Annotated in this window: 20 protein-coding genes; 8 read left to right on the forward strand and 12 right to left on the reverse strand. The window is 63.2% G+C overall.

The features are described 5' to 3' along the window. Positions 1-101 precede the first annotated feature (101 nt). The gene (locus SPH52_RS07230; RefSeq protein WP_411794329.1) at positions 102-1,613 is read right to left on the reverse strand and encodes a fumarate hydratase; all 1,512 of its coding nucleotides are present in this window, start codon (positions 1,611-1,613) and stop codon (positions 102-104) included. Positions 1,614-1,869: 256 nt separating this feature from the next. Between SPH52_RS07230 and SPH52_RS07235 the strand changes: the two genes are divergently transcribed. After that, positions 1,870-3,660, forward strand: a complete 1,791-nt coding sequence (locus tag SPH52_RS07235) for a thiamine pyrophosphate-requiring protein (RefSeq protein WP_411794330.1) — start codon at positions 1,870-1,872, stop codon at positions 3,658-3,660. A gap of 88 nt (positions 3,661-3,748) precedes the next feature. Here the strand turns inward: SPH52_RS07235 and nei are convergent, their stop codons facing one another. From nei to SPH52_RS07255, 4 genes are all read right to left on the reverse strand, one after another. Then, a complete protein-coding gene (gene nei / locus SPH52_RS07240; RefSeq protein WP_411794331.1) occupies positions 3,749-4,570 on the reverse strand; it encodes an endonuclease VIII in 822 nt (273 codons plus the stop codon). 157 nt (positions 4,571-4,727) lie between these two features. After that, entirely contained in the window at positions 4,728-6,749 is a 2,022-nt protein-coding gene (uvrB, locus tag SPH52_RS07245; protein WP_411794332.1) for an excinuclease ABC subunit UvrB, read from the reverse strand. 87 nt (positions 6,750-6,836) lie between these two features. Beyond that, a complete protein-coding gene (locus tag SPH52_RS07250) occupies positions 6,837-7,259 on the reverse strand; it encodes an OsmC family protein (protein ID WP_411794333.1) in 423 nt (140 codons plus the stop codon). Between the two features lie 16 nt (positions 7,260-7,275). After that, complete coding sequence (locus tag SPH52_RS07255; protein ID WP_411794334.1) at positions 7,276-7,473, reverse strand: hypothetical protein; 198 nt, start codon at positions 7,471-7,473, stop codon at positions 7,276-7,278. 202 nt (positions 7,474-7,675) lie between these two features. Here SPH52_RS07255 and SPH52_RS07260 point away from each other — a divergent pair, with 202 nt between their 5' ends. Further along, positions 7,676-8,716 (forward strand): YgfZ/GcvT domain-containing protein, encoded by a 1,041-nt coding sequence (locus SPH52_RS07260; protein ID WP_411794335.1) that lies wholly within the window; start codon positions 7,676-7,678, stop codon positions 8,714-8,716. Here SPH52_RS07260 and SPH52_RS07265 read toward each other — a convergent pair. From SPH52_RS07265 to prfC, 3 genes are read right to left on the reverse strand one after another with little or no spacing between them, the layout of a single operon-like run. Beyond that, entirely contained in the window at positions 8,713-9,474 is a 762-nt protein-coding gene (locus SPH52_RS07265) for a TatD family hydrolase (protein ID WP_411794336.1), read from the reverse strand. The two genes, SPH52_RS07260 and SPH52_RS07265, sit on opposite strands and share 4 nt — an antisense overlap. Before the next feature lie 46 nt (positions 9,475-9,520). Continuing rightward, positions 9,521-10,009, reverse strand: a complete 489-nt coding sequence (gene mscL / locus SPH52_RS07270) for a large conductance mechanosensitive channel protein MscL (protein WP_411794337.1) — start codon at positions 10,007-10,009, stop codon at positions 9,521-9,523. Between the two features lie 47 nt (positions 10,010-10,056). Further along, positions 10,057-11,646, reverse strand: coding sequence for a peptide chain release factor 3 (gene prfC, locus SPH52_RS07275; RefSeq protein WP_411794338.1), 1,590 nt, complete (start codon positions 11,644-11,646; stop codon positions 10,057-10,059). Between the two features lie 185 nt (positions 11,647-11,831). Between prfC and SPH52_RS07280 the strand changes: the two genes are divergently transcribed. Further along, positions 11,832-13,097, forward strand: coding sequence for an ATP-binding protein (locus SPH52_RS07280; RefSeq protein WP_411794339.1), 1,266 nt, complete (start codon positions 11,832-11,834; stop codon positions 13,095-13,097). A 19-nt stretch (positions 13,098-13,116) separates the two neighbouring features. Continuing rightward, positions 13,117-13,656: a response regulator transcription factor gene (locus SPH52_RS07285; RefSeq protein WP_411794340.1), complete on the forward strand. Its 540-nt coding sequence runs from the start codon at positions 13,117-13,119 to the stop codon at positions 13,654-13,656. 109 nt (positions 13,657-13,765) lie between these two features. Here SPH52_RS07285 and SPH52_RS07290 read toward each other — a convergent pair whose 3' ends face one another. Next, positions 13,766-14,539 carry a 3-hydroxybutyrate dehydrogenase gene (locus SPH52_RS07290; protein WP_411794341.1) on the reverse strand — a complete coding sequence of 258 codons (774 nt, stop codon included), beginning with the start codon at positions 14,537-14,539 and terminating at the stop codon, positions 13,766-13,768. 85 nt (positions 14,540-14,624) lie between these two features. Next, a complete protein-coding gene (gene hybE / locus SPH52_RS07295) occupies positions 14,625-15,071 on the reverse strand; it encodes a [NiFe]-hydrogenase assembly chaperone HybE (RefSeq protein WP_411794342.1) in 447 nt (148 codons plus the stop codon). Between the two features lie 95 nt (positions 15,072-15,166). Here hybE and SPH52_RS07300 point away from each other — a divergent pair, with 95 nt between their 5' ends. From SPH52_RS07300 to SPH52_RS07310, 3 genes are all read left to right on the forward strand, one after another. Next, the gene (locus SPH52_RS07300) at positions 15,167-15,988 is read left to right on the forward strand and encodes an inositol monophosphatase family protein (RefSeq protein ID WP_411794343.1); all 822 of its coding nucleotides are present in this window, start codon (positions 15,167-15,169) and stop codon (positions 15,986-15,988) included. Between the two features lie 123 nt (positions 15,989-16,111). Beyond that, positions 16,112-16,372, forward strand: a complete 261-nt coding sequence (locus SPH52_RS07305) for a GrxA family glutaredoxin (protein WP_411794344.1) — start codon at positions 16,112-16,114, stop codon at positions 16,370-16,372. Between the two features lie 150 nt (positions 16,373-16,522). Beyond that, on the forward strand, positions 16,523-17,290 hold the full coding sequence (locus SPH52_RS07310; RefSeq protein WP_411794345.1) for a DUF1338 domain-containing protein: 768 nt from the start codon (positions 16,523-16,525) through the stop codon (positions 17,288-17,290). 172 nt (positions 17,291-17,462) lie between these two features. Here SPH52_RS07310 and SPH52_RS07315 read toward each other — a convergent pair whose 3' ends face one another. Both SPH52_RS07315 and SPH52_RS07320 read right to left on the reverse strand, forming a co-directional pair. Beyond that, positions 17,463-18,122 carry a CoA transferase subunit B gene (locus tag SPH52_RS07315; RefSeq protein ID WP_411794346.1) on the reverse strand — a complete coding sequence of 220 codons (660 nt, stop codon included), beginning with the start codon at positions 18,120-18,122 and terminating at the stop codon, positions 17,463-17,465. Positions 18,123-18,190: 68 nt separating this feature from the next. After that, entirely contained in the window at positions 18,191-18,892 is a 702-nt protein-coding gene (locus SPH52_RS07320) for a CoA transferase subunit A (RefSeq protein WP_411794347.1), read from the reverse strand. 134 nt (positions 18,893-19,026) lie between these two features. Here SPH52_RS07320 and SPH52_RS07325 point away from each other — a divergent pair, with 134 nt between their 5' ends. Continuing rightward, complete coding sequence (locus SPH52_RS07325; RefSeq protein WP_411794348.1) at positions 19,027-19,920, forward strand: LysR family transcriptional regulator; 894 nt, start codon at positions 19,027-19,029, stop codon at positions 19,918-19,920. Positions 19,921-19,933 lie beyond the last annotated feature (13 nt).

Genomic DNA, 19,933 nt, shown 5'->3' on the forward strand with positions numbered 1-19,933 from the left:
CCAGACGACAACGGCCCCGCCAGTTGGCGGGGCCGTTCAGCCGTGAATACAACACATCACGTGTCCGGAAGTGGCAGCGTCGGCTGCGCTGCCAGCTCAGATCAAGCCGTGACTCGCTCGGCAATGATCGCCTTCCACTTGGCAGGGCCTGTCTGGTGCACCGAGGTACCCTGGCTGTCCACCGCCACGGTGACCGGCATGTCCTCGACCTCGAACTCGTAGATCGCCTCCATGCCCAGATCGGCGAAGCCCACCACGCTGGACCTCTTGATCGCCTGCGCCACCAGGTAGGCAGACCCACCCACGGCCATCAGGTAGACCGCCTTGTTGTCGCGGATCGCCTCGATCGCGGCCGGGCCGCGCTCGGCCTTGCCCACCATGCCGAGCAACCCGGTCTCCTCGAGCATGGTGCGGGTGAACTTGTCCATACGCGTGGCCGTGGTGGGACCGGCCGGACCGACCACCTCGTCGCGTACCGGATCGACGGGGCCAACGTAATAGATGAAGCGGCCTTTAAGATCGACCGGCAGCGCTTCGCCCTTGGCGATCATGTCGACCATGCGCTTGTGGGCCGCGTCGCGTCCGGTGAGCAGCTTACCGTTCAACAGCAGGGTGTCGCCCGGCTGCCAGGTCAGCACCTCTTCCGGCGTCACGGTGTCCAGGTTCACGCGCTTGACGTTATCGCCCATCTCGCGGGTGATTTCCGGCCAATCTTCCAGCCTGGGCGCCGGCAGCGCCGCGGGGCCGGAGCCGTCCAGGGTGAAATGGGCATGACGCGTGGCAGCGCAGTTGGGAATGATCGCCACCGGCTTGTTGGCGGCGTGGGTCGGATAGTCCTTGACCTTGATGTCGAGCACCGTGGTCAGTCCACCCAAGCCCTGGGCGCCGATACCGCTCTTGTTGACCTTGTCGAACAGCTCCAGACGCAGCTCCTCGGCACGGTTGGACGGACCGCGAGCCTGAAGCTCCTGAATATCGATGGGGTCGAGCAGCGCCTCCTTGGCGATCTCCATGGCCTTCTCGGCGGTACCGCCGATGCCGATGCCCAGCATGCCCGGCGGGCACCAGCCGGCACCCATCTTGGGCAGTTGTTCCAACACCCAGTCGACCACGCTGTCGGAGGGATTGAGCATGGCGAACTTGGACTTGGCCTCGCTGCCGCCACCCTTGGCCGCCACATGCACCTCGACGGTATCGCCGGGCACGATCTTGTGATGGATCACCGCAGGGGTGTTGTCACCGGTGTTCTTGCGCTTGCCGTCCGGGTCGGCCAGCACCGAAGCGCGCAGTACGTTGTCGGGCAACTGGTAAGCCCGGCGCACGCCCTCGTTGATCATGTCGTCGAGGCTCATCTCGGCCTCCCAGCGCACGTTCATGCCCACATGAACGAAGACGGTGACGATACCGGTGTCCTGGCAGATGGGCCGGTGCCCCATGGCGCACATGCGCGAGTTGATCAGGATCTGGGCAATGGCGTCCTTGGCCGCCGGGTTCTCCTCCCGCTCGTAAGCCGCCGCCATGGCGTCGATGAAATCCTTGGGGTGATAGTAAGAAATGTACTGCAGGGCATCGGCGACGCTCTGGATCAGATCGTCCTGGCGGATCACAGTCATGTGCAAGGAACTCCTCGGCAGTAACGGCATGCCCGCTTCTGGGTTCGCAATGCGAAGCGGCGGGCTCGAACGGTGCCGAATTATACCGTATCGCGTCCTGGTCGACAGGGTTGTGCCGCCAAGGTCGTAAGCAGGAAGATTATGCGCAGGAAGATAACGGTATAAATATGAATGTCAGTTTGTTCGTTCCCCGGACCACCTCTACGCTTCCTGTAGCCTGACATGGATTCGTACCGCAACGATCAAGGAGCCGATCATGCAGCCCAGCGTTAGTGATTTCCTCGTTTCCCGCCTGCGTGAATGGGGCGTGGAGCGCCTGTACGGTTATTCCGGCGACGGCATCAACGGCTTCATGTCCGCCCTGCGCCGTGCCGACGGCAATCCTCGCCTGATCCAGCCACGTCACGAGGAAGTGGCCGCCTTCATGGCCTGCGGGCATGCCAAGTTCAGCGACCAGGTCGGTGTCTGCGTCGCCACTTCCGGTCCCGGCGCCGTGCACTTGCTCAACGGACTCTACGATGCGCGCAAGGATCACATGCCGGCCGTGGCCATCGTCGGCCAGCAGGCGCGCAAGAGCCTGGGCACCGACTACCAGCAGGAGTTGGACCTGATGGCGCTGTTCAAGGACGTCGCCAGCGAATACGTGCAGATGGTCACCGAGCCGGCCCAGGCCCGCCACGTCATCGACCAGGCCATGCGCATCGCCATTGCACGCCGCACCGTGACCTGCGTGATCCTGCCCAATGACGTGCAGGATCTGCCCATGGAGGATCCGCCACGTGAGCATGGCGCAGTATTCTCCGGCGTCGGCTATCGCTTTCCCCAGCAGTTGCCGGAGCCCGCCGATCTGGATGCCGCCGCCGAGATACTCAACCGGGGCGAGAAGGTAGCCATCCTTGCCGGGGCCGGGGTCAAGCACGCCGTCGAAGAACTCATCCGCGTGGCCGACCTCACCGGCGCCGGCATCGCCAAGGCGATACTGGCCAAGACCATGGTACCCGACGACCTGCCCGGCGTGACTGGCGCCATCGGCCTGCTCGGCACCGAGGCGAGCGATCGCATGATGAAGGAGTGCGACACCCTGCTGATGGTCGGCACCCGCTTTCCCTACGTCGAGTTCCTGCCCGAGCCGGGCCAGGCTCGCGCCGTACAGATCGACGTGATGCCGGAAGCCTTGGGCGTACGCTATCCCACCGAGATCAACCTGCATGGCGATGCCGGTGCCACCCTGGCCGCCTTAGCCGAACGCCTCGAGTCCAAGCCCAATGATAAGTGGCGCAAGAAAATACAGGGCTGGATCGATGATTGGTGGGAGAAGACCGAGGCGCGCGCCGCCACCGAGGCCAAGCCGATCAATCCCCAGCTCGTGTTCCAGAGCCTCTCGCCACGGCTGCCGGAAAACGTCATGATCGCCTGTGACGTCGGCTCCGCCACCAACTGGTATGCCAGGAACCTGAAGATCCGCCAGGGGATGCTAGGCTCAGTCTCGGGTGGGCTGGCTTCGATGGGCAACGGCGTGCCCTATCTGATCGCCGCCAAGTTCTGCCACCCAGACCGCCCTGCCATCGCCATGGTCGGCGACGGCGCCATGCAGATGCTGGGCAACAATGCCCTCATCACCCTGGCCAAATACTGGCAGGAGTGGGAGGACCCCCGTTGTATAATCCTGGTGCTCAACAACCACGACCTTAGCCAGGTCACTTGGGAACAGCGCGTGATGGAGGGCGACCCCAAGTTCGATACTTCGCAGGAACTTCCCGAGTTCCGTTACGACCAGTACGCCGAACTCCTGGGTCTCAAGGGCCTGACCATGCGCGAGCCCGACGACATCGACCGGGTCTGGAACGAGGCGCTCACCTCCGACCGGCCCGTGGTCATCAACGCCTATACCGATAGCGACATTGCCCCCCTCCCCCCGCACATCGAATTCGAGCAGGCCAAGAGCTACCTCGCCTCGATGCTGAAGGGCGACTCGTCCGGCCTGCACAACGCCAAGTTATCGGCCAAGCAATTGGGACGCTCGCTATTCAAGCGCAACAAGAAGTGAACCGACGGTTCGTTCGGCTTGCCTGCCCTTTTCACGGTGAAGAAGGGCAGGCAACGACAAAGGCAACATGAAGTTAACGGTATAAATATCAATCGAACTGACACTGAGGGCAGCGGTACAGCCGACGCGAGGCCACCATCAGCCGTTCGATAAGCGTGCCGCAAACATGACACGGAAGCCCGTCTCGCTCGAACACGGCAAAACGGCACAGGCGGCGGCTCTCGCCCTGCCGTCGTGCCTTGGCGGCCCATTCGGCCCGGCTGGTCACCCCGGCCTGCTCGTAGGCCTGGCGTATCACGCCGAGGATGGCCTCTGCCAGTCGTTTCAGCCGTTCGGCGTCAAGATCAGCGACCCGGGTCGTGGGCGGCAGCCCGGCGAAGAACAGGATCTCGGAGCGCAGGTAGTTGCCGATACCGGCGAACAGTGTCTGGTCAAGCAGCAACCCGCCTAACCGGTGACGGACGAATTGGGGTTCAGCAAGCCGCGCCATGGCCTGCTCAAGCGTGACGCCGTGGGTCAGCAGGTCGGGGCCAAGACGGGAGAGGAAGGGATGTTCATCGAGCTTCTCGGCCGGCCATAGCGAGACGTCGGAGGCACTGTAGAGACTGGCCGAGCGCCCTTCCGCGGTGAGCCGTACCCGCAGCGAACGCTGGGTGTCCGGCTCGCGCTCGGCATCGTGCAGTTTCCACACGCCATAGAGCTGGTTGTGGGAATAAAGCACCCGGCCGTCGTCGAAACGGATCAGCAGCGCCTTGCCCCAGCTGTCCACCGCCGTAACCACACGCTCCACCAGCGAATCGGCCTCGGTGGCCAGTTCGGGGAAGGCGAACCACACGGACTCCAGCCTTTTGCCGGCGAGTTGCTCGTGCAGGCGGTCGGCGGCACGGCGAATCTCAGGGCCTTCGGGCATCGTTACTCCAAATTCAGAACAATGCGAGAACGCAGCGAGAGGCGCCGGGGACAGGGCGTAGAGGGGGTCTTTTGCCATGGATGGCAAAAGTAGCGCCCAGGGAGGGGTTCACAGCGCCCCTCGTAGCCCTGTCGACGGAAAGCCTCGAGCGGACATACTACCCAAGCGCCAGCTGCCGCTCCTTCAACTCATGCAGCCGATCGCGCAGCCTGGCCGCCTCCTCGAACTCCAGGTTCTGGGCCGCCTCGAACATGGCGTCCTCGACCCGCGAGACTTCCTTGATCAGGTCGCTCGGCGACAGCTCGGAGAGATCGTAGATCGCAGCACCCTCGGCCACCTTGCGTTCGCCGCGCCGCCCCTTGCCCTTGCGCCCCGGTGCCTGGGCCGCTTCCATGATGTCGGCCACCGAGCGGGTCACGGTGGTCGGCGTGATGCCGTGCTTCTCATTGTGGGCGACTTGCTTGGCACGACGCCGCTCGGTCTCGTCGATGGCGCGGCGCATGGAGTCGGTCACGCGGTCGGCATAGAGGATTGCCTTGCCATGGGCGTTGCGCGCCGCCCGGCCGATGGTTTGGATCAACGAGCGCTCGTTGCGCAGGAAGCCCTCCTTGTCGGCATCGAGGATCGCCACCAACGAGACCTCGGGAATATCGAGACCCTCACGCAACAGGTTGATACCCACCAGCACGTCGAACTTGCCCAAACGCAGGTCACGGATGATCTCCACCCGCTCAACGGTGTCGATATCGGAGTGCAGGTAGCGCACCCGCACGTCGTGCTCGTCGAAATATTCGGTGAGGTCCTCCGCCATGCGCTTGGTCAGGGTGGTAACCAGTACCCGCTCGCCCACCTCGGTTCGCAGGCGGATCTCGGAGAGCAGGTCGTCGACCTGGGTCGTGGCCGGGCGCACTTCGATTTCCGGATCGACCAGGCCGGTCGGGCGCACCACCTGTTCCACTACCTGCCCGGCGTGCTCGGCCTCGTAGGGACCGGGCGTGGCCGAGACGAAGATTGTCTGCGGGCAGATACTCTCCCACTCTTCGAAGGTCATGGGACGGTTGTCCAGCGCCGAGGGCAGGCGGAAGCCGTACTCGACCAGCGTCTCCTTGCGTGAACGATCACCCTTGTACATGCCGCCCACCTGGGGAACGCTGACATGGGATTCGTCGATGAATAGCAGCGCATCGTCAGGCAGGTAGTCGAAGAAGGTGGGCGGCGGCTCACCGGGATTACGCCCTGAAAGATAGCGCGAGTAGTTCTCGATGCCGTTGCAGTAGCCCAGCTCGTTCATCATCTCCAGGTCGTAGAGGGTGCGCTGCTCCAGCCGCTGAGCCTCCACCAGGCGGTCGTTCTTGCGCAGCCATTCCAGCCGCTCGACCAGCTCGACCTTGATCCGATCGGCAGCCGAGATGATCGTCTCCCGCGGCGTCACATAGTGGCTCTTGGGATAGATCGTCATGCGCGGCACCTCGCCGCGAGTCTCGCCGGTGAGTGGATCGAACAGGCGAATCGAGTCGATTTCGTCGCCGAACAGCTCGACGCGCACCGCCTCCTCGTCGGAATCGGCCGGATAAATGTCGATCACGTCGCCACGCACCCGGTAGGTGCCGCGCTTGAAGTCCATGTCATTGCGGGTGTACTGCAGCTCCGCCAGGCGGCGCAGGAAGGAGCGCTGGTCGATCAGCTCGCCGCGGGTAAAGTGCAGGCGCATCTTGAGGTACTGGTCGGGGTCGCCGAGACCGTAGATTGCCGACACCGACACCACGATCAGCGCATCGCGCCGCTCGAGCAGCGCCTTGGTGGCCGAGAGCCGCATCTGCTCGATGTGGTCGTTGATCGAGGCGTCTTTCTCGATGAAGGTATCCGACGAAGGGACGTAGGCCTCGGGCTGGTAGTAGTCGTAGTAGGAGACGAAATACTCGATGGCGTTGTCCGGGAAGAAGGACTTGAACTCGCCGTAGAGCTGCGCAGCCAGGGTCTTGTTGGGCGCCATGACGATGGCCGGCCGCTGCAGCCGTTCGACCACGTTGGCCATGGTGAAGGTCTTGCCCGACCCGGTCACGCCGAGCAGGGTCTGGTGAGCCAACCCTGACTCAAGCCCCTTGATCAGGCTCTCTATGGCGGCGGGCTGATCGCCGGCGGGCTCGAAATTGGCATTGAGGCGAAACGGCTTGCTCATGTCGACTCCAGACGAGCTACAGGCGCCATGCGGCGCCTGGACGGAACGTACCGATAGCGGGAAAACAGTATAAGACCGATTCCCGAACTACGCTTCGGTGACATCGGCAGTACGCGTGGTGACCTCCACGGTGGAACTGGTCATCAGGCGATGTATCGGGCACTTGTGACTGATTTCCTCGAGCCGAGCCCGCTGCTCCTCGTCCTCGATGCCGTGGAAGATCATCACCACTTCGAGTCGATAAGTGCCCTTGCGTTCCTCGCTGTCGTCGCGGTTGACCTTGACGCTGATGCCTTCGAGCGGCCACTGCTTGCGCTGGGCATACATCTGCGCGGTGATCGCCTTGCAGGCACCGAGGGAGAGGTCGAAGTAGTCGTGCGGATCCGGCGCGCTACCCTCGCCGCCGAAGGCTCTGGGCACGTCCACATGAAGATCCTCAAAACCCGCTATCTGGACCCGCTGCCGGAAGATGCTGTTGCGTTCGCTGACGATCTCGATGGTCTTTTTCATGGACGACTCCACCTGGTTACTTGACCTCGATGGGCAACTTGAGAGCCTGGACGGCGCGAATCAGTGCTTCACGACTGACACGCCCCTCGACATCGGCTCCATGCCGACCCACTTCGGCGCTTTCCACGCCATCCACCATCATCAAGGCCGTGGTGATTCGGTTGATCTGGTCGGCATTTTCCACGCCGCTGAAGCTGAGCGACTGAAATGGCATGCATGTCTCCCCGATGCATGGATGAAAAGGAACGAGTCTATCATGGCTGCTGAGTGCGACACTGCCTGGGAAAGCCGACAATACCGCGAGGCAGAGATTCTCAGGCAGCGTGAAGCGTGCGGCATTCCCTTGTAATCGATCGCCCTCGCCCACATTACCGGACGATAGCATTCCCCACATGACGACCTGGAGCCAGACAGGCATGAGCGATTGGATAACCGCCCTGGAAGGGCGACGCGTGAGCGAGGACAGGGTGGAGTTCGATGCACCCGAGCCCGCCCGTCAGGCCATGGAGCACACCGTAGTCACTCCTCTCGTTCACCTCGGCGTACTCGACGTGACCGGCCCCGGTGCCGCCAAGCTGCTGCAAGGCCAGACCAGCGCCCAGGTCGACCTCGCCGATGGCGAATTCGCCCCCCTGACCTGCTTCTGCAGCGCCAAGGGGCGTATGCTGGCCAATGCCCAGCTGTTGCGCATCGACGCCGAGCGGTACCGCCTCATCCTGCATCGCGGCCTGCTGGAGCCGCTGCGCGACCACCTCAAGAAGTTCGCGCCGTTCTACAAGAGCGAGCTCACCATTCGCGACGACCTGGCACTGCTGGGCCTGATCGGCAAGGAGGCCCCAGCCCTGGTCGAGGTGCGCTTCGATGTCATTCCCCCCAGGGTCTGGCACCAGGCCAGCAATGACAAGTGCCAGTTGCTGGCCCATCCCGGGCCGCAGCCTCGTTTGCTGATCTGCCTGCCGCAGGAGCAGACCGAGGCCACCATGGCCCAGCTCACCGGACAAGCGGCTCCGGTCGGTAATGCCGTGTGGTGCCTGCAGGACATCCAGGCCGGGCTCGCCTGGCTCACCCCGGCGCACCAGGACGCCCTGCTACCGCAGATGATCAACTGGGAGGCACTGGGTGGCGTGAGCTTCAAGAAGGGCTGTTACACCGGCCAGGAGGTAGTGGCGCGCGCGCATTTCCGCGGCCAGGTGAAAAAACGCCTGGCTCGGGCCCAACTCGAAGGAGATCGCCTGCCGGCATTGGGAACGGCGGTGGTCGACGAGAATGGCAAGAGCCTGGGCGAGGTAGTAGCCGCGGAGCTCGACGCCTATGGTCAGGCCGAGGTGCTGGCAGTGCTTTCCACCAGGGAGGAAACAGGGCCACTGAGCATCGATAGCCAGGCCTTCAAACTGCTGAAGCTACCCTACCCCATCGAACGGCTCGACCCCGAGCAATTGGCCGCGGCAAGCGTCTAGAAGAGTCCGAACACCCGCTTGGCGGTCGCCGTGCTCTGCGCGGCGATCGTTTCGGGCGTTTCACCCCTTATCTTGGCTACCATCTCGCACACTTGGGTAATACGCGAGGGCTCATTGCGCTGCCCCTGGTAGCCGCACAGCGGCATGTCGGGACTGTCCGTTTCCAACACGAAGCCATCCTCGGGCAGGCTCTTCACTGCGCGCCACAGACGCTGGGCTCGCTCGTAGGTGACCGCCCCGCCCAGCCCTACCACAAAACCGAGGTCGAGGAACTTCCAAGCTTGGTCCGGCGAGCCGGCAAAGGCATGAATCAGGCCGCCTGCCGGGAGATCAAGCTGGCGCAGCCGCTTGGAGACCTTGTCGTTGGCATGTACGCAGTGGATCACCACCGGCAGCTGGCGCGACTTGGCCAGGCGCAGCTGGGCGTTGAACAGCGTCCACTGATCGTCGAGGGTCTCCTCGAAGCGGGCATCGATACCACACTCCCCCAGTGCTCGCACCTCGGAATGCTCGTCGAGCAGGCGAGCCAGGGCCTCGACGTCACCTTCGCCGTGCTCGTGCATGAAGTAGGGGTGCAAGCCAAGGCTGACATGGACGTCGCTGCGCTCGCCCAGCGCCAGCACAGCCGGCCAGCGCTGGCGGGTGGTGCCGGGTACCATGAAGTGTCCGACGCCTGCCGCCCTGGCACGCTCGAACATCGCCTCGCGGTCGTCGTCGAAAGCCTCGAAATCGAGATGGCAGTGAGCGTCTATCAACATCCGTGTCGTGCTCCATTGCGTGGTTATGGCCACGCTGCCACCCAAGTCATCCCGCCTCGGGTGGCGTGACAGTCAGCTGCGAAGTGCAGGCCGGGCAACGCGTGGCCGGAAGAGGGATCTTGCTCAGGCAGAAAGGGCAGTCCTTGATCGTCGGAGCTGCCGCCGTCTCGGGCGGATAGGCGCGGTTCTTGAGCCGGTTGATATTGCGAATCAGCAGGAAGGTGGCGAACGCCACGATCAGGAACGACAGCACCGCATTGAGGAACAGGCCGTAGTTGAGGGTCACCGCTCCGGCTGCCTGGGCCTGCTCCAAGGTATGGTAGACCTCGTTGCCGGGGCCGTCGCGCAGCACCAGGAACTGGTTGGTAAAGTTCATGCCTCCCGTCGCCAGGCTGATCAGCGGAGTGAACACGTCCCGAACCAGGCTGTTGACGATGGAGGTGAAGGCGGCGCCAATGATGATCCCCACCGCCATGTCGACCACGTTACCCTTGACCGCGAATTCGCGGAACTCCTTCAACATCTTCGACGCCATGATCTCTCTCCCCGAAGCGACGGTGATCACCGCCTGGCCTGTTTGACTCAGTGTTCGCGGGTGGCGGCGAAGCGTATCTCCGGCCAGCGCTCCTGGGTCATCTGCAGATTGACCCTTGTGGGAGCAATGTAGGTCAGGTAACCGCCGCCATCCAGGGCCAGGTTGGCGCTCGCCTTGCGCTTGAACTCCTCCAGCTTCTTGGCGTCGTCGCAGTAGATCCAGCGAGCGGTCTGCACGTTGACCGGCTCGTAGACGCAATCGACCTTGTACTCCTCCTTGAGGCGATGGGCGACAACGTCGAACTGCAGGGTACCCACGGCGCCGAGGATCAGGTCATTGTTGTCCAGCGGCTGGAACAGCTGGGTGGCGCCCTCCTCGGAGAGCTGCTGAAGTCCCTTCTGCAACGCCTTGAGCTTGAGCGGATCCTTCAGCTGCACGCGCTTGAACAGCTCGGGGGCGAAGTGCGGAATACCGGTGAAGCGCATCTCCTCGCCCATGGTGAAGGTGTCGCCGATCTGGATGGTGCCGTGGTTGTGCAGACCGATGATGTCACCGGGCCAGGCCTCCTCCACGTGGGAGCGGTCGGCAGCCATGAAGGTCAGGGCGTCTGCGATCTTGACGTCCTTGCCGATGCGCACGTGGCGCATCTTCATGTTCTTCTCGTACTTGCCCGAGCAGACCCGCAGAAAAGCGATACGGTCGCGGTGCTTGGGGTCCATGTTGGCCTGGATCTTGAACACGAAGCCAGTGAATCGACCGTCCTCGGCTTCCACGGTACGCGTATCGGTCTCGCGTGGCTGGGGCGGCGGTGCGTATTCGACGAAACCGTCGAGCATCTCGCGCACGCCGAAGTTGCCCATGGCGGTACCGAAGTAGACCGGGGTCAGCTCGCCGCGCAGGTAGGCCGCATGATCGAACTCGTGGGAAGCGCCGCGCACCAGCTCTACCTCCATGCGCAGCTCCTCGGCCTGCTCCGCGCCGAGCACCGCGTCGACCTCCGGGTTGTCGAGCCCCTCGATGCGCTTGTCATCGGGAATGCGGCTGCCCTGCCCCTGGGTGTAGAGGTGGATGACGTCGTTGTAGAGGTGGTAGACCCCCTTGAAGTGGCGCCCCATGCCGATCGGCCAGGTCATCGGCGCGCACTCGATGTTCAGCACCGTCTCGACCTCGTCCATCACCTCGATGGGATCACGAATGTCGCGGTCCATCTTGTTGACGAAGGTGAGGATCGGCGTAGTGCGCAGGCGGCACACTTCCATCAGCTTGATGGTGCGCGCCTCGACGCCTTTGGCGCCGTCGATCACCATCAGCGCCGAGTCCACCGCGGTCAAGGTGCGATAGGTATCCTCGGAGAAGTCCTCGTGTCCCGGCGTGTCGAGCAGATTGACGATGCGTCCGCCGTAGGGGAACTGCATCACCGAGGTGGTTACCGAGATGCCCCGCTCCTGCTCCATCTTCATCCAGTCGGAGGTGGCGTGACGATCGTTACGCTTGCTCTTCACCGAGCCAGCGAGCTGGATGGCATTCCCGAACAGCAGCATCTTCTCGGTGATGGTGGTCTTACCCGCATCGGGGTGCGAGATAATGGCGAAGGTCCTACGCAGCCCGACTTCCCGGGCCAGATCGGCAGCTGACATCAGTCTCGAATTCGTTGTATGGCACCAACAGCGGTGCGTGAATGGTGAATTGGCACGCATTCTACGGCTTTGCCCCGAACAGTTGTAGGGCGGTAGTGCGAATAGAGGCCCACCCAGCCGCGCTTATGCGCACAAGCGTGGATCGACACGCTATCATGTGGCGGCCAATTCCCGCTGGAGCCACCATGCCGACCGCCCCCCCTCTGCCGCTCTCCACGCCCAGCCGCAACCTGGTTCGCCTGACCATCGTGCGCGGCATCACCTGGACCGGCTTCCTGGCGGCAGTCATCGTCGGCATCGAGCTGCTTCACTTCGAGCTCGAGGTTCCCGTGGTGATCGGTGTCATCGTCTGCATGGGGCTGGTCAACCTCTTCACTTGGTGGCGTCTCGGCCGCCAGTGGGCGGTCACGCATGTCGAGTACGTGCTGCATCTGCTGGCCGACGTCCTGGGACTCACGCTGCTGTTCTACCTCACCGGCGGCTCCAACAACCCCTTCATCAACTACTACCTGGTACCGGTGACCATCGCTGCCGCCACCCTGCCCTGGCGCTACGCCTGGATCGTCGCCTCGGCGGCCATGGCGTCGTATACGTTGCTGATGTGGGACTACCAGCCGGTACCGCAGTTTGCCCACTACCACGAAGGCTTCGGGGTCAACCTGCACGTGCTGGGCATGTGGATCAACTTCGGACTTTCGGCCGGACTGGTGACCTTCTTCATCTACAAGATGGCCCATGCCCTGCGCAGCCGGGAGCGGGCTCTCTCCCAGACCCGCGAATCGGCCCTGCGCAACGAACAGATCGTTGCCGTGGCGACACAGGCGGCCGGTACCGCCCACGAGCTGGGCACGCCCCTGTCGACCATGGCGGTACTGCTCAGTGAGATGCGTCAGGACGCCCGCGATAACCCCGAACTGCTCGAGGACATCGAGCTGCTGCGCCGCCAGGTCGATGTGTGCAAGTCCCGCCTGCGTCACCTGGTGGAAAGCGCCGACCGGCGACGTATGGCCGAACCGGAAGTGCGTGATGCCCGTGACTGGCTGCAGGGCGTAGTGCAGCGTTGGCTGGTGCTGCGACCGGATGTCAGCCACCGCCTCGAGATCGCCAGCCAGCGAGGCACGCCCTGGCTCAAGGTCGATACGACCCTCGACCAGGCGATCACCAATCTGCTCAACAACGCCGCCGACGCCAACCCCGACGACATCAGCATCGGCCTGGATTGGAACGCCGAAGACGTGGTGATCGACATTCGCGATCATGGGCCCGGCGTCACCCTGGACATCGCCGACCAACTGGGTGAAACCTTCGTCTCGACCAAGAGCAAGGGGCTTGGCATCGGGCTGTTCCTGACCCACGCCACGATCAATCGCTTCGGCGGCGGCGTGAGCCTGTATAATCATCCCGATGGGGGAACGCTGACCGAAGTGATCCTGCCGCATAGTGAGCCCTGAGCGACGCGACGAGGTTGCCATGCAAGACGCCGATACCCGCCTGTTGATCATCGACGACGATGAAATGTTCTGCCACGTACTCTCTCGCGCCATGGCCAGGCGCGGCTACGAGGTGTTGGTGGCACATGATGCGGAACAGGCCCTGGCGCTGGCCCGCCGTCACCGCCCGGAGCTGGCCACCCTCGACCTCAAGCTGGAACACAGCTCGGGCCTCAAGCTGCTGCCGGAGCTGCTAGAGGTGGTGCCGAGCTGCCGCATCGTGGTGCTGACCGGCTATTCGAGCATCGCCACCGCCGTCGAAGCAATCAAGCTCGGTGCCGTCAATTACCTGTGCAAGCCCGCCGACGCCGAGGAAATTCTTGTCGCACTGGGGCGTGAGGAAGGCGACCCGGAAGCCGAAGTGGCCGACAACCCGCCATCAATCAATCGCATCGCCTGGGAACACATCCAGAAGGTGCTGCAGGAGCACGACGGCAACATCTCCGCTACTGCGCGAGCCCTGGGCATGCACCGCCGCACCCTGCAGCGCAAGCTGCAGAAGCGGCCGGTGCGGCGCTGATCAGAGACGCAAGAAGGAAGATTGTAGAGAGAAGAGAGGATGGAGTTCTTTCTTCCCTATTCCAGGTGCGTAGCGCCGCTCTGTCCTCTTCGAGCGGCGCAGCCGCGTCTTATTGGGCTGTCCAGCCCAAGTCTATATTCCAGCTCGAGCCGGTCACCGCCCCCGCCGCATCCGAGGCCAGGTAGGCTACCAGCCCCGACACCTCCTCGGGTTCGATCAAGCGCTTGACGGCGGCGTTCTTGAGCATGATCTGCTCCACCACGTCCTGTTCGTCCATGTTGTGCAGCCGGGCCTGGTCGGCGATCTGGTTCTCCACCAGCGGCGTCTTGACATAGGCCGGGCAGATGGCATTGGCGGTGATCCCCTGGGGACCGCCCTCCAGCGCGGCCGTCTTGGTCAGCCCGATCATGCCGTGCTTGGCACTGATATAGGCCGCCTTGCCCGGCGAGGCGACCTGAGCATGTACCGAAGCGATATTGACGATACGCCCCCAGCCATTCTGGCGCATCGAGGGCCACGCCGCCTGGGTCAGCAGGAAAGGCGCCGTCAGCATCAGGTCGATGATCTGGCGCCACTTGGCCTCGGGAAAGTCCTCGATCGGCGACACGTGCTGGATGCCGGCGTTATTGACCAGGATGTCGACCCGCCCAAAGCGCCTCATGGCCTCCGCCACGGCGGCCTTGCACGCCTCGCCGTCGGCGAGATCGGCCTTGAAGAATGCCGCACCGACGGCATCGGCCTTCTCCTTGGCCTGGTCGTTGAAGTCGACGGCCAGCACCTGGTGGCCGAGTTCGCGAAACTGGCGCACCACGGCCTCCCCGATACCGCTGCCGGTACCAGTCACCAGGGCAACACGGGGTACGCCGGACGTTGCATTGGGCATGAGTAAATCCTTCTACACGTGTTGGGTTGAAAGATGCTTCCAGCATAAGCCCGGAGCCACGACCGGAGCCAGCCAGGCCGTGGTATCACCCGGCCTGTTCCGGCGACATCACCTTGTCCATCAGACGCTGAGCCAGACGGCTCCCCTCCTCGCGCGACTCCAGGTCGGAGAGGTCGCCGAGCAGCTCGCAGCGCCATAGCCATAGCCCCTCCTCCAACACCTCGGCAACGAAAGGATAGCGCCCAGAGGGTAGCTCGAAGGCGCGACGCTCACCCTCGACAGGTGCTGCGGCACTGCCGAAGACAGGGAACAGCACTAGCGAAAGAGAGACGGGGCTGATCAGGGCACCGATCAGGTAGTCGCGGCCCGCCGACTCCACGCCACCCTCGGAGCAGGCCTGAAAGCACAGGGCGTCGACCTCGAGATGCGGGTTACGTCCCGGCGACGCTTCGAGCATGACGGCCTGGCAGCGACTCCAGGCCTGAGCCATCTCGTTCAGGCGCTGGTATTGATCGGGTGTCGGGGCCAGCATGACACTCTCCTTCTACGCTGATGGGAAGGGTCCCTGTTCGGCAGGAAGCCTCACGGCTGCTATTCTGGCAGGTCCAAGTGCGACGAGGAATGCCCATGCTCCCTCAGCAACGCCTAGAGCTGGCCGTCTCCATTGCCCGGGAGGCCGGCGAGCGAATCGTGGAGGCCAGGCAGAGCCAGGCCTTCAATCAGCAGTTCAAGAGCGGCCAGGAACTGGTCACCGATGTAGATGTGGCTGTCGACACCCTGATCAGTGAGCGCCTGGAAGGCAAACTGCCCGGTGAGCAACGGCTCAGCGAAGAACTCTCACCGGACCGCGAGGTAATGCGTACGGCTGAGGCGCTGTGGGTCATCGACCCGATCGACGGCACCGTCAATTTCGCCCATGGCCTGCACCATGTGGCCGTGTCCATCGCCTGGGTCAGCGAGGGCAAGACATGCCTGGGCGTGGTGCACGCACCTTTCCTTGGCGAGACCTACACCGCCCTGTGCGGACAAGGGGCCTGGTGCAACGGCAAGCCGATCCACGCCAGTCGCACCACCAACCTCGAGCGGTGTCTGGTCGGCACCGGCTTTCCCTATCGGCGTGACAGCCGCCCGCCACTGATGCGCCGCCTGGTGGCCATTCTCGAGCACTGCCAGGATGTGCGGCGCAATGGCTCAGCCGCACTCGACCTGTGCGACGTGGCCCGTGGACGCCTGGATGCCTACTACGAGAGCGTGTCGCCCTGGGACTTTGCCGCCGGCGTATTGATCGCCCGGGAGGCGGGCGCCAGCACCGGTCACCTGTACCCTTGCCCTGAAGGGATTCCGGAAGACCTCTACGGCGAGAATCTGCTGGTCAGCGCCCCCGAGATTCATGCCGAACTCGGCGACCTGCTGCGTGCCGCCGACGCCAACGAACTGAGGACTTACTGAAGGCCTGGGCTGGCCAGCAAGGCAATAGCGACCTGCAATCGGATCGCTAGCAGCCTGCTATTGGCCCCCGGCCTTCCCATCCGTCACAATGGCGCCAGGAAAACATCTTCAGGAGAGATTTCTATGTTCGTGGTCATCTTCGGTCGTCCCGGTTGCCCCTTCTGCGTTCGTGCCCAGCAACTCGCCGAGAGACTGGAAAGTGCCAACGTGATCGAAGGGCACCGCTACGTGGACATCTGGGCCGAAGGCATCAGCAAGGCCGACCTGGAGAAGACCATCGGCAAGCCGGTCTCGACCGTACCGCAGATCTTCATTGACCAGACCCATGTCGGCGGGTTTACCGAATTCGACCAGTACGTCCGTGAGAACGCACTCATGGCGTGAAGATTGCTCCCGACGAGGCCGGGCATCGTCCCGGCTCGTGCCAAGCGTTCATTTCCCGTTTAACGTTCCCGACGCGTTGAAAGCCGTTCCCGGCCAGCCCCTATACTGAGGTCTAATGCGCAAGCGCATCTGGACAAAAGGAACGGCACGATGCAAAGGGAAGAATTCCTTCAGCAACTCTGGCTCGACTACATTCATCACCACCCGGATGTGGGCATGCTGCGCCTGTGGCCGACGGATGCGCCGGTAGAGTATCTGACGCTTCTCACCCTCAATCAGCCCCCCTTCGCTGCCGGTGACCTGCTACCAACGCTTGGCCACCTCGGCTATCGCCCCGTGCATCGCTATGCCATGGCCGATCGTGGCCTGCTGGTGTCCCTGCTGGCACCGCCCGACAGCGGCGCCTGGCTGGTGCTGGCAGAGCTGCAGCTCAGCAGCCTGACGCGCGAGCCGCGTGACCGGCTGGCAGAACTGGTAAGCCACACCCATCGCCAGGATACCCGCGGCAAGAACCTGCTGAGCCGAGGACGCCCCTGGGCCATGCCCAGTTGGGATGTCTATCGCTCGCTTTATGCCGCACATCCGCTGGCCGCCTGGATCGCCGCCATGGGGCCGAGCGTGCATCACGCCGGCTTCGATTGCGAGCGCCTCGGCAGCAATTTCGAAGCGCTCGATGCCGCCCTGGCCGCTGCCGGTCTCGAAGGCAGCGAAGATCGTCACCATGGCGTCTTCCCCGTATCGCCGCTCCTCAAGTATCGCTTCTACCCCACCTGCTCGCAGCGCCTGGCCTTTGCCGATGGGGACGAACATCGCATTGGCCTCGGCGGCCTGGCTCTGATGCAGAAACGCCTGAGCAGTGACCATGAACGTGCCGTGGAGCTGCTGCTGCCCCACCATACCCGCTGCGAGATCACCTGAACCGGGGCCAGAGCGTTATCCACAGAAACTGTGGATAACGTTGTGCAAGACGCTGTGACAAGCGCCTTGGGTGCAAGAACGACGCGCTCCGATCACGTTGATCATAAAATCATCACATATTGAAACGCAAAGGCCCGGGCAATGCCCGGGCCTTTGCGCTACCACGGAATGCTCAATCGAAGGTCATTTCCGGCACGTGATCGGGCACGATCAGCTTGCCGGCGGTCTTCTCGACGATCTCCTCGACGCTGACGCCGGGGGCGCGTTCCTTGAGGATGAAGGCGCCATTCTCGATCTCCAGGTAAGCGAGATCGGTGAGCACGCGGTTGATGCAGCCAGCCCCGGTCAGTGGCAGCGTGCACTTCTCGAGCAGCTTGGATTCACCATGCTTGGAGGCATGAGTCATAGTGCAGATGATGTTCTCGGCACCCGCCACCAGGTCCATGGCGCCGCCCATGCCCTTGATCAGCTTGCCGGGCACCATCCATGAAGCGATGTTGCCTTCCTGGTCGACCTCGAAGGCGCCCAGCACGGTCAGGTCGACGTGACCACCGCGGATCATGGCGAAGGATTCGGCCGAATTGAAGATGGCCGCACCCGGCCGCGCCGTCACGGTCTGCTTGCCGGCATTGATCATGTCGGGGTCGACCTCGTCCTCGGTGGGGAAGCGCCCCATGCCGAGCAGGCCGTTTTCCGATTGCAGCATCACGTCGATGCCTTCCGGGACATAGTTGGCCACCAGTGTGGGAATGCCGATCCCAAGGTTGACGTAGAAGCCGTCCTGCAGTTCTTGCGCCACGCGCTGTGCCATCTGTTCGCGAGTCAGTGCCATCTTGTTTGCCTCTTGTGTTCGATAGAGAAGCGATGCCGGTCGTTACCGGATCGGAAGCAGCGTCGGGCTCAGCCCTCGCGCACGGTGCGCTTCTCGATGCGCTTCTCGAAGGTGCCCTGGATGATGCGGTCGACGTAGATGCCCGGGGTGTGGATCTGATCGGGGCGCAACTCGCCCGGCTCGACGATCTCCTCGACCTCCACCACGGTGACCTTGCCGCAGGTGGCGGCCATCGGGTTGAAATTCTGGGCGGTGTCGCGGTACACCACGTTGCCGTAGCGATCGGCCTTCCAGCCCTTGATGATGGCAAAATCGGCGTGGAACGCCTCCTCCAGAATATAGTGGCGCCCGTTGAACTCGCGCACCTCCTTGCCCTCGCCGATCGGCGTGCCGTAGCCGGTGGCGGTATAGAAAGCGGGAATACCCGCACCGCCAGCACGCATCTTCTCGGCCAGGGTTCCCTGCGGCGTCAGGATCACTTCGATCTCCTCGTTGAGCATCTGTTGCTCGAACAAGGCATTCTCTCCCACATAGGAGGCATAGAAGCGCTTGATCTGCTTGTCTTCTAGCAGCACGCCCAAGCCGAAACCATCGACACCACAGTTGTTGGAGATGACGGTCAGATCCTTGACGCCGCGGCGCTTGACCTCGGCGATCAGGTTCTCGGGAATCCCGCACAGGCCGAAGCCCCCGGCAACCAGGGTCATACCGCTTTCGATGCCTGCCATCGCCTCTTCGTAGGAGTACACGCGCTTGTCGAATCCGGACATCGCAAAGCCTCGTCTTGTTGTGAAATGAATACAGGAAAAAAGCTACCTGATCAGTGTTGACCCACTCAATATATTTGTTAAGTTTGTTTTTTTTATCAATTGATATGAATTATTTATAAAATGGGCCGTACTCCATGACAGCCAAGCAGCTTCGCGCCTTCCTCGCCGTGGCGCAGACCCTCAGCTTCACCCAGGCTTGCGAACGGCTGCACCTGTCGCAGCCGGCACTCAGCCTTGCCATCAAGGGGCTGGAGGAAGCCCTCGGCGGCCCGCTGCTGATTCGCAGCACGCGCAGCGTGCGGCTGACCCCGGAAGGCGAAGTCCTGCTGCCGCTGGCCAAGCGCTTGCTGGCGGACTGGGACAATGCCGAGGAGCTGCTGCGCCAGCGCTTCACCCTACAGCTTGGGCGAGTGGCACTGGCCGCCATGCCCTCCATCGCCTGCAACCGTCTGCCCCGCGCGCTGAAGCATTTCCGCGTGCGTTTTCCCCGGGTCAACGTGACGGTGCACGACGTGATCAACGAGCAGGTGATCGACATGGTACGCCACCAGCAAGTCGAGCTCGGCATTGCCTTCGAGCCGGAAACCCGAGAAGGCATCGACTTCCTGCCCCTGTTCGACGATACCTTCGTTGCCGTGCTCCCTCCCGATTCGCCACTCGTTGAAGTCGAGTCGATCGACTGGAAAGCCCTGCTGGCATACGACTTCATCACCCTGCAGCGCCCCTCCATGGTACGCATCCTGCTGGAGCAGGCCCTGGCGCGCCAACAAACGGAGCTGCCGGTGGCGTTCGAAAGCCACCAGTTGGCTACCGTCGGGCGCATGGTGGCCAGTGGTCTCGGGGTCAGTGCTGTACCCGCCTTGTGCCGGGAGCAGATGCATGAGCTCGGGGCTCGCTGCGTGCCACTCTTCGACCCCCAGATTCGCCGCACCGTTGGCGTCGTGCTGGGAGCCGGCCAGGAACTCTCGATTGCGGCGCGTGCGCTGTACGAAGTGCTGCAGACGACGCTTTGCGAGCCGCCAGCGTGAGTGGAAGCGCTGG

It is taken from the genome of Halomonas sp. A29, assembly GCF_046723295.1.
In the GTDB taxonomy this organism is placed as follows: domain Bacteria; phylum Pseudomonadota; class Gammaproteobacteria; order Pseudomonadales; family Halomonadaceae; genus Halomonas.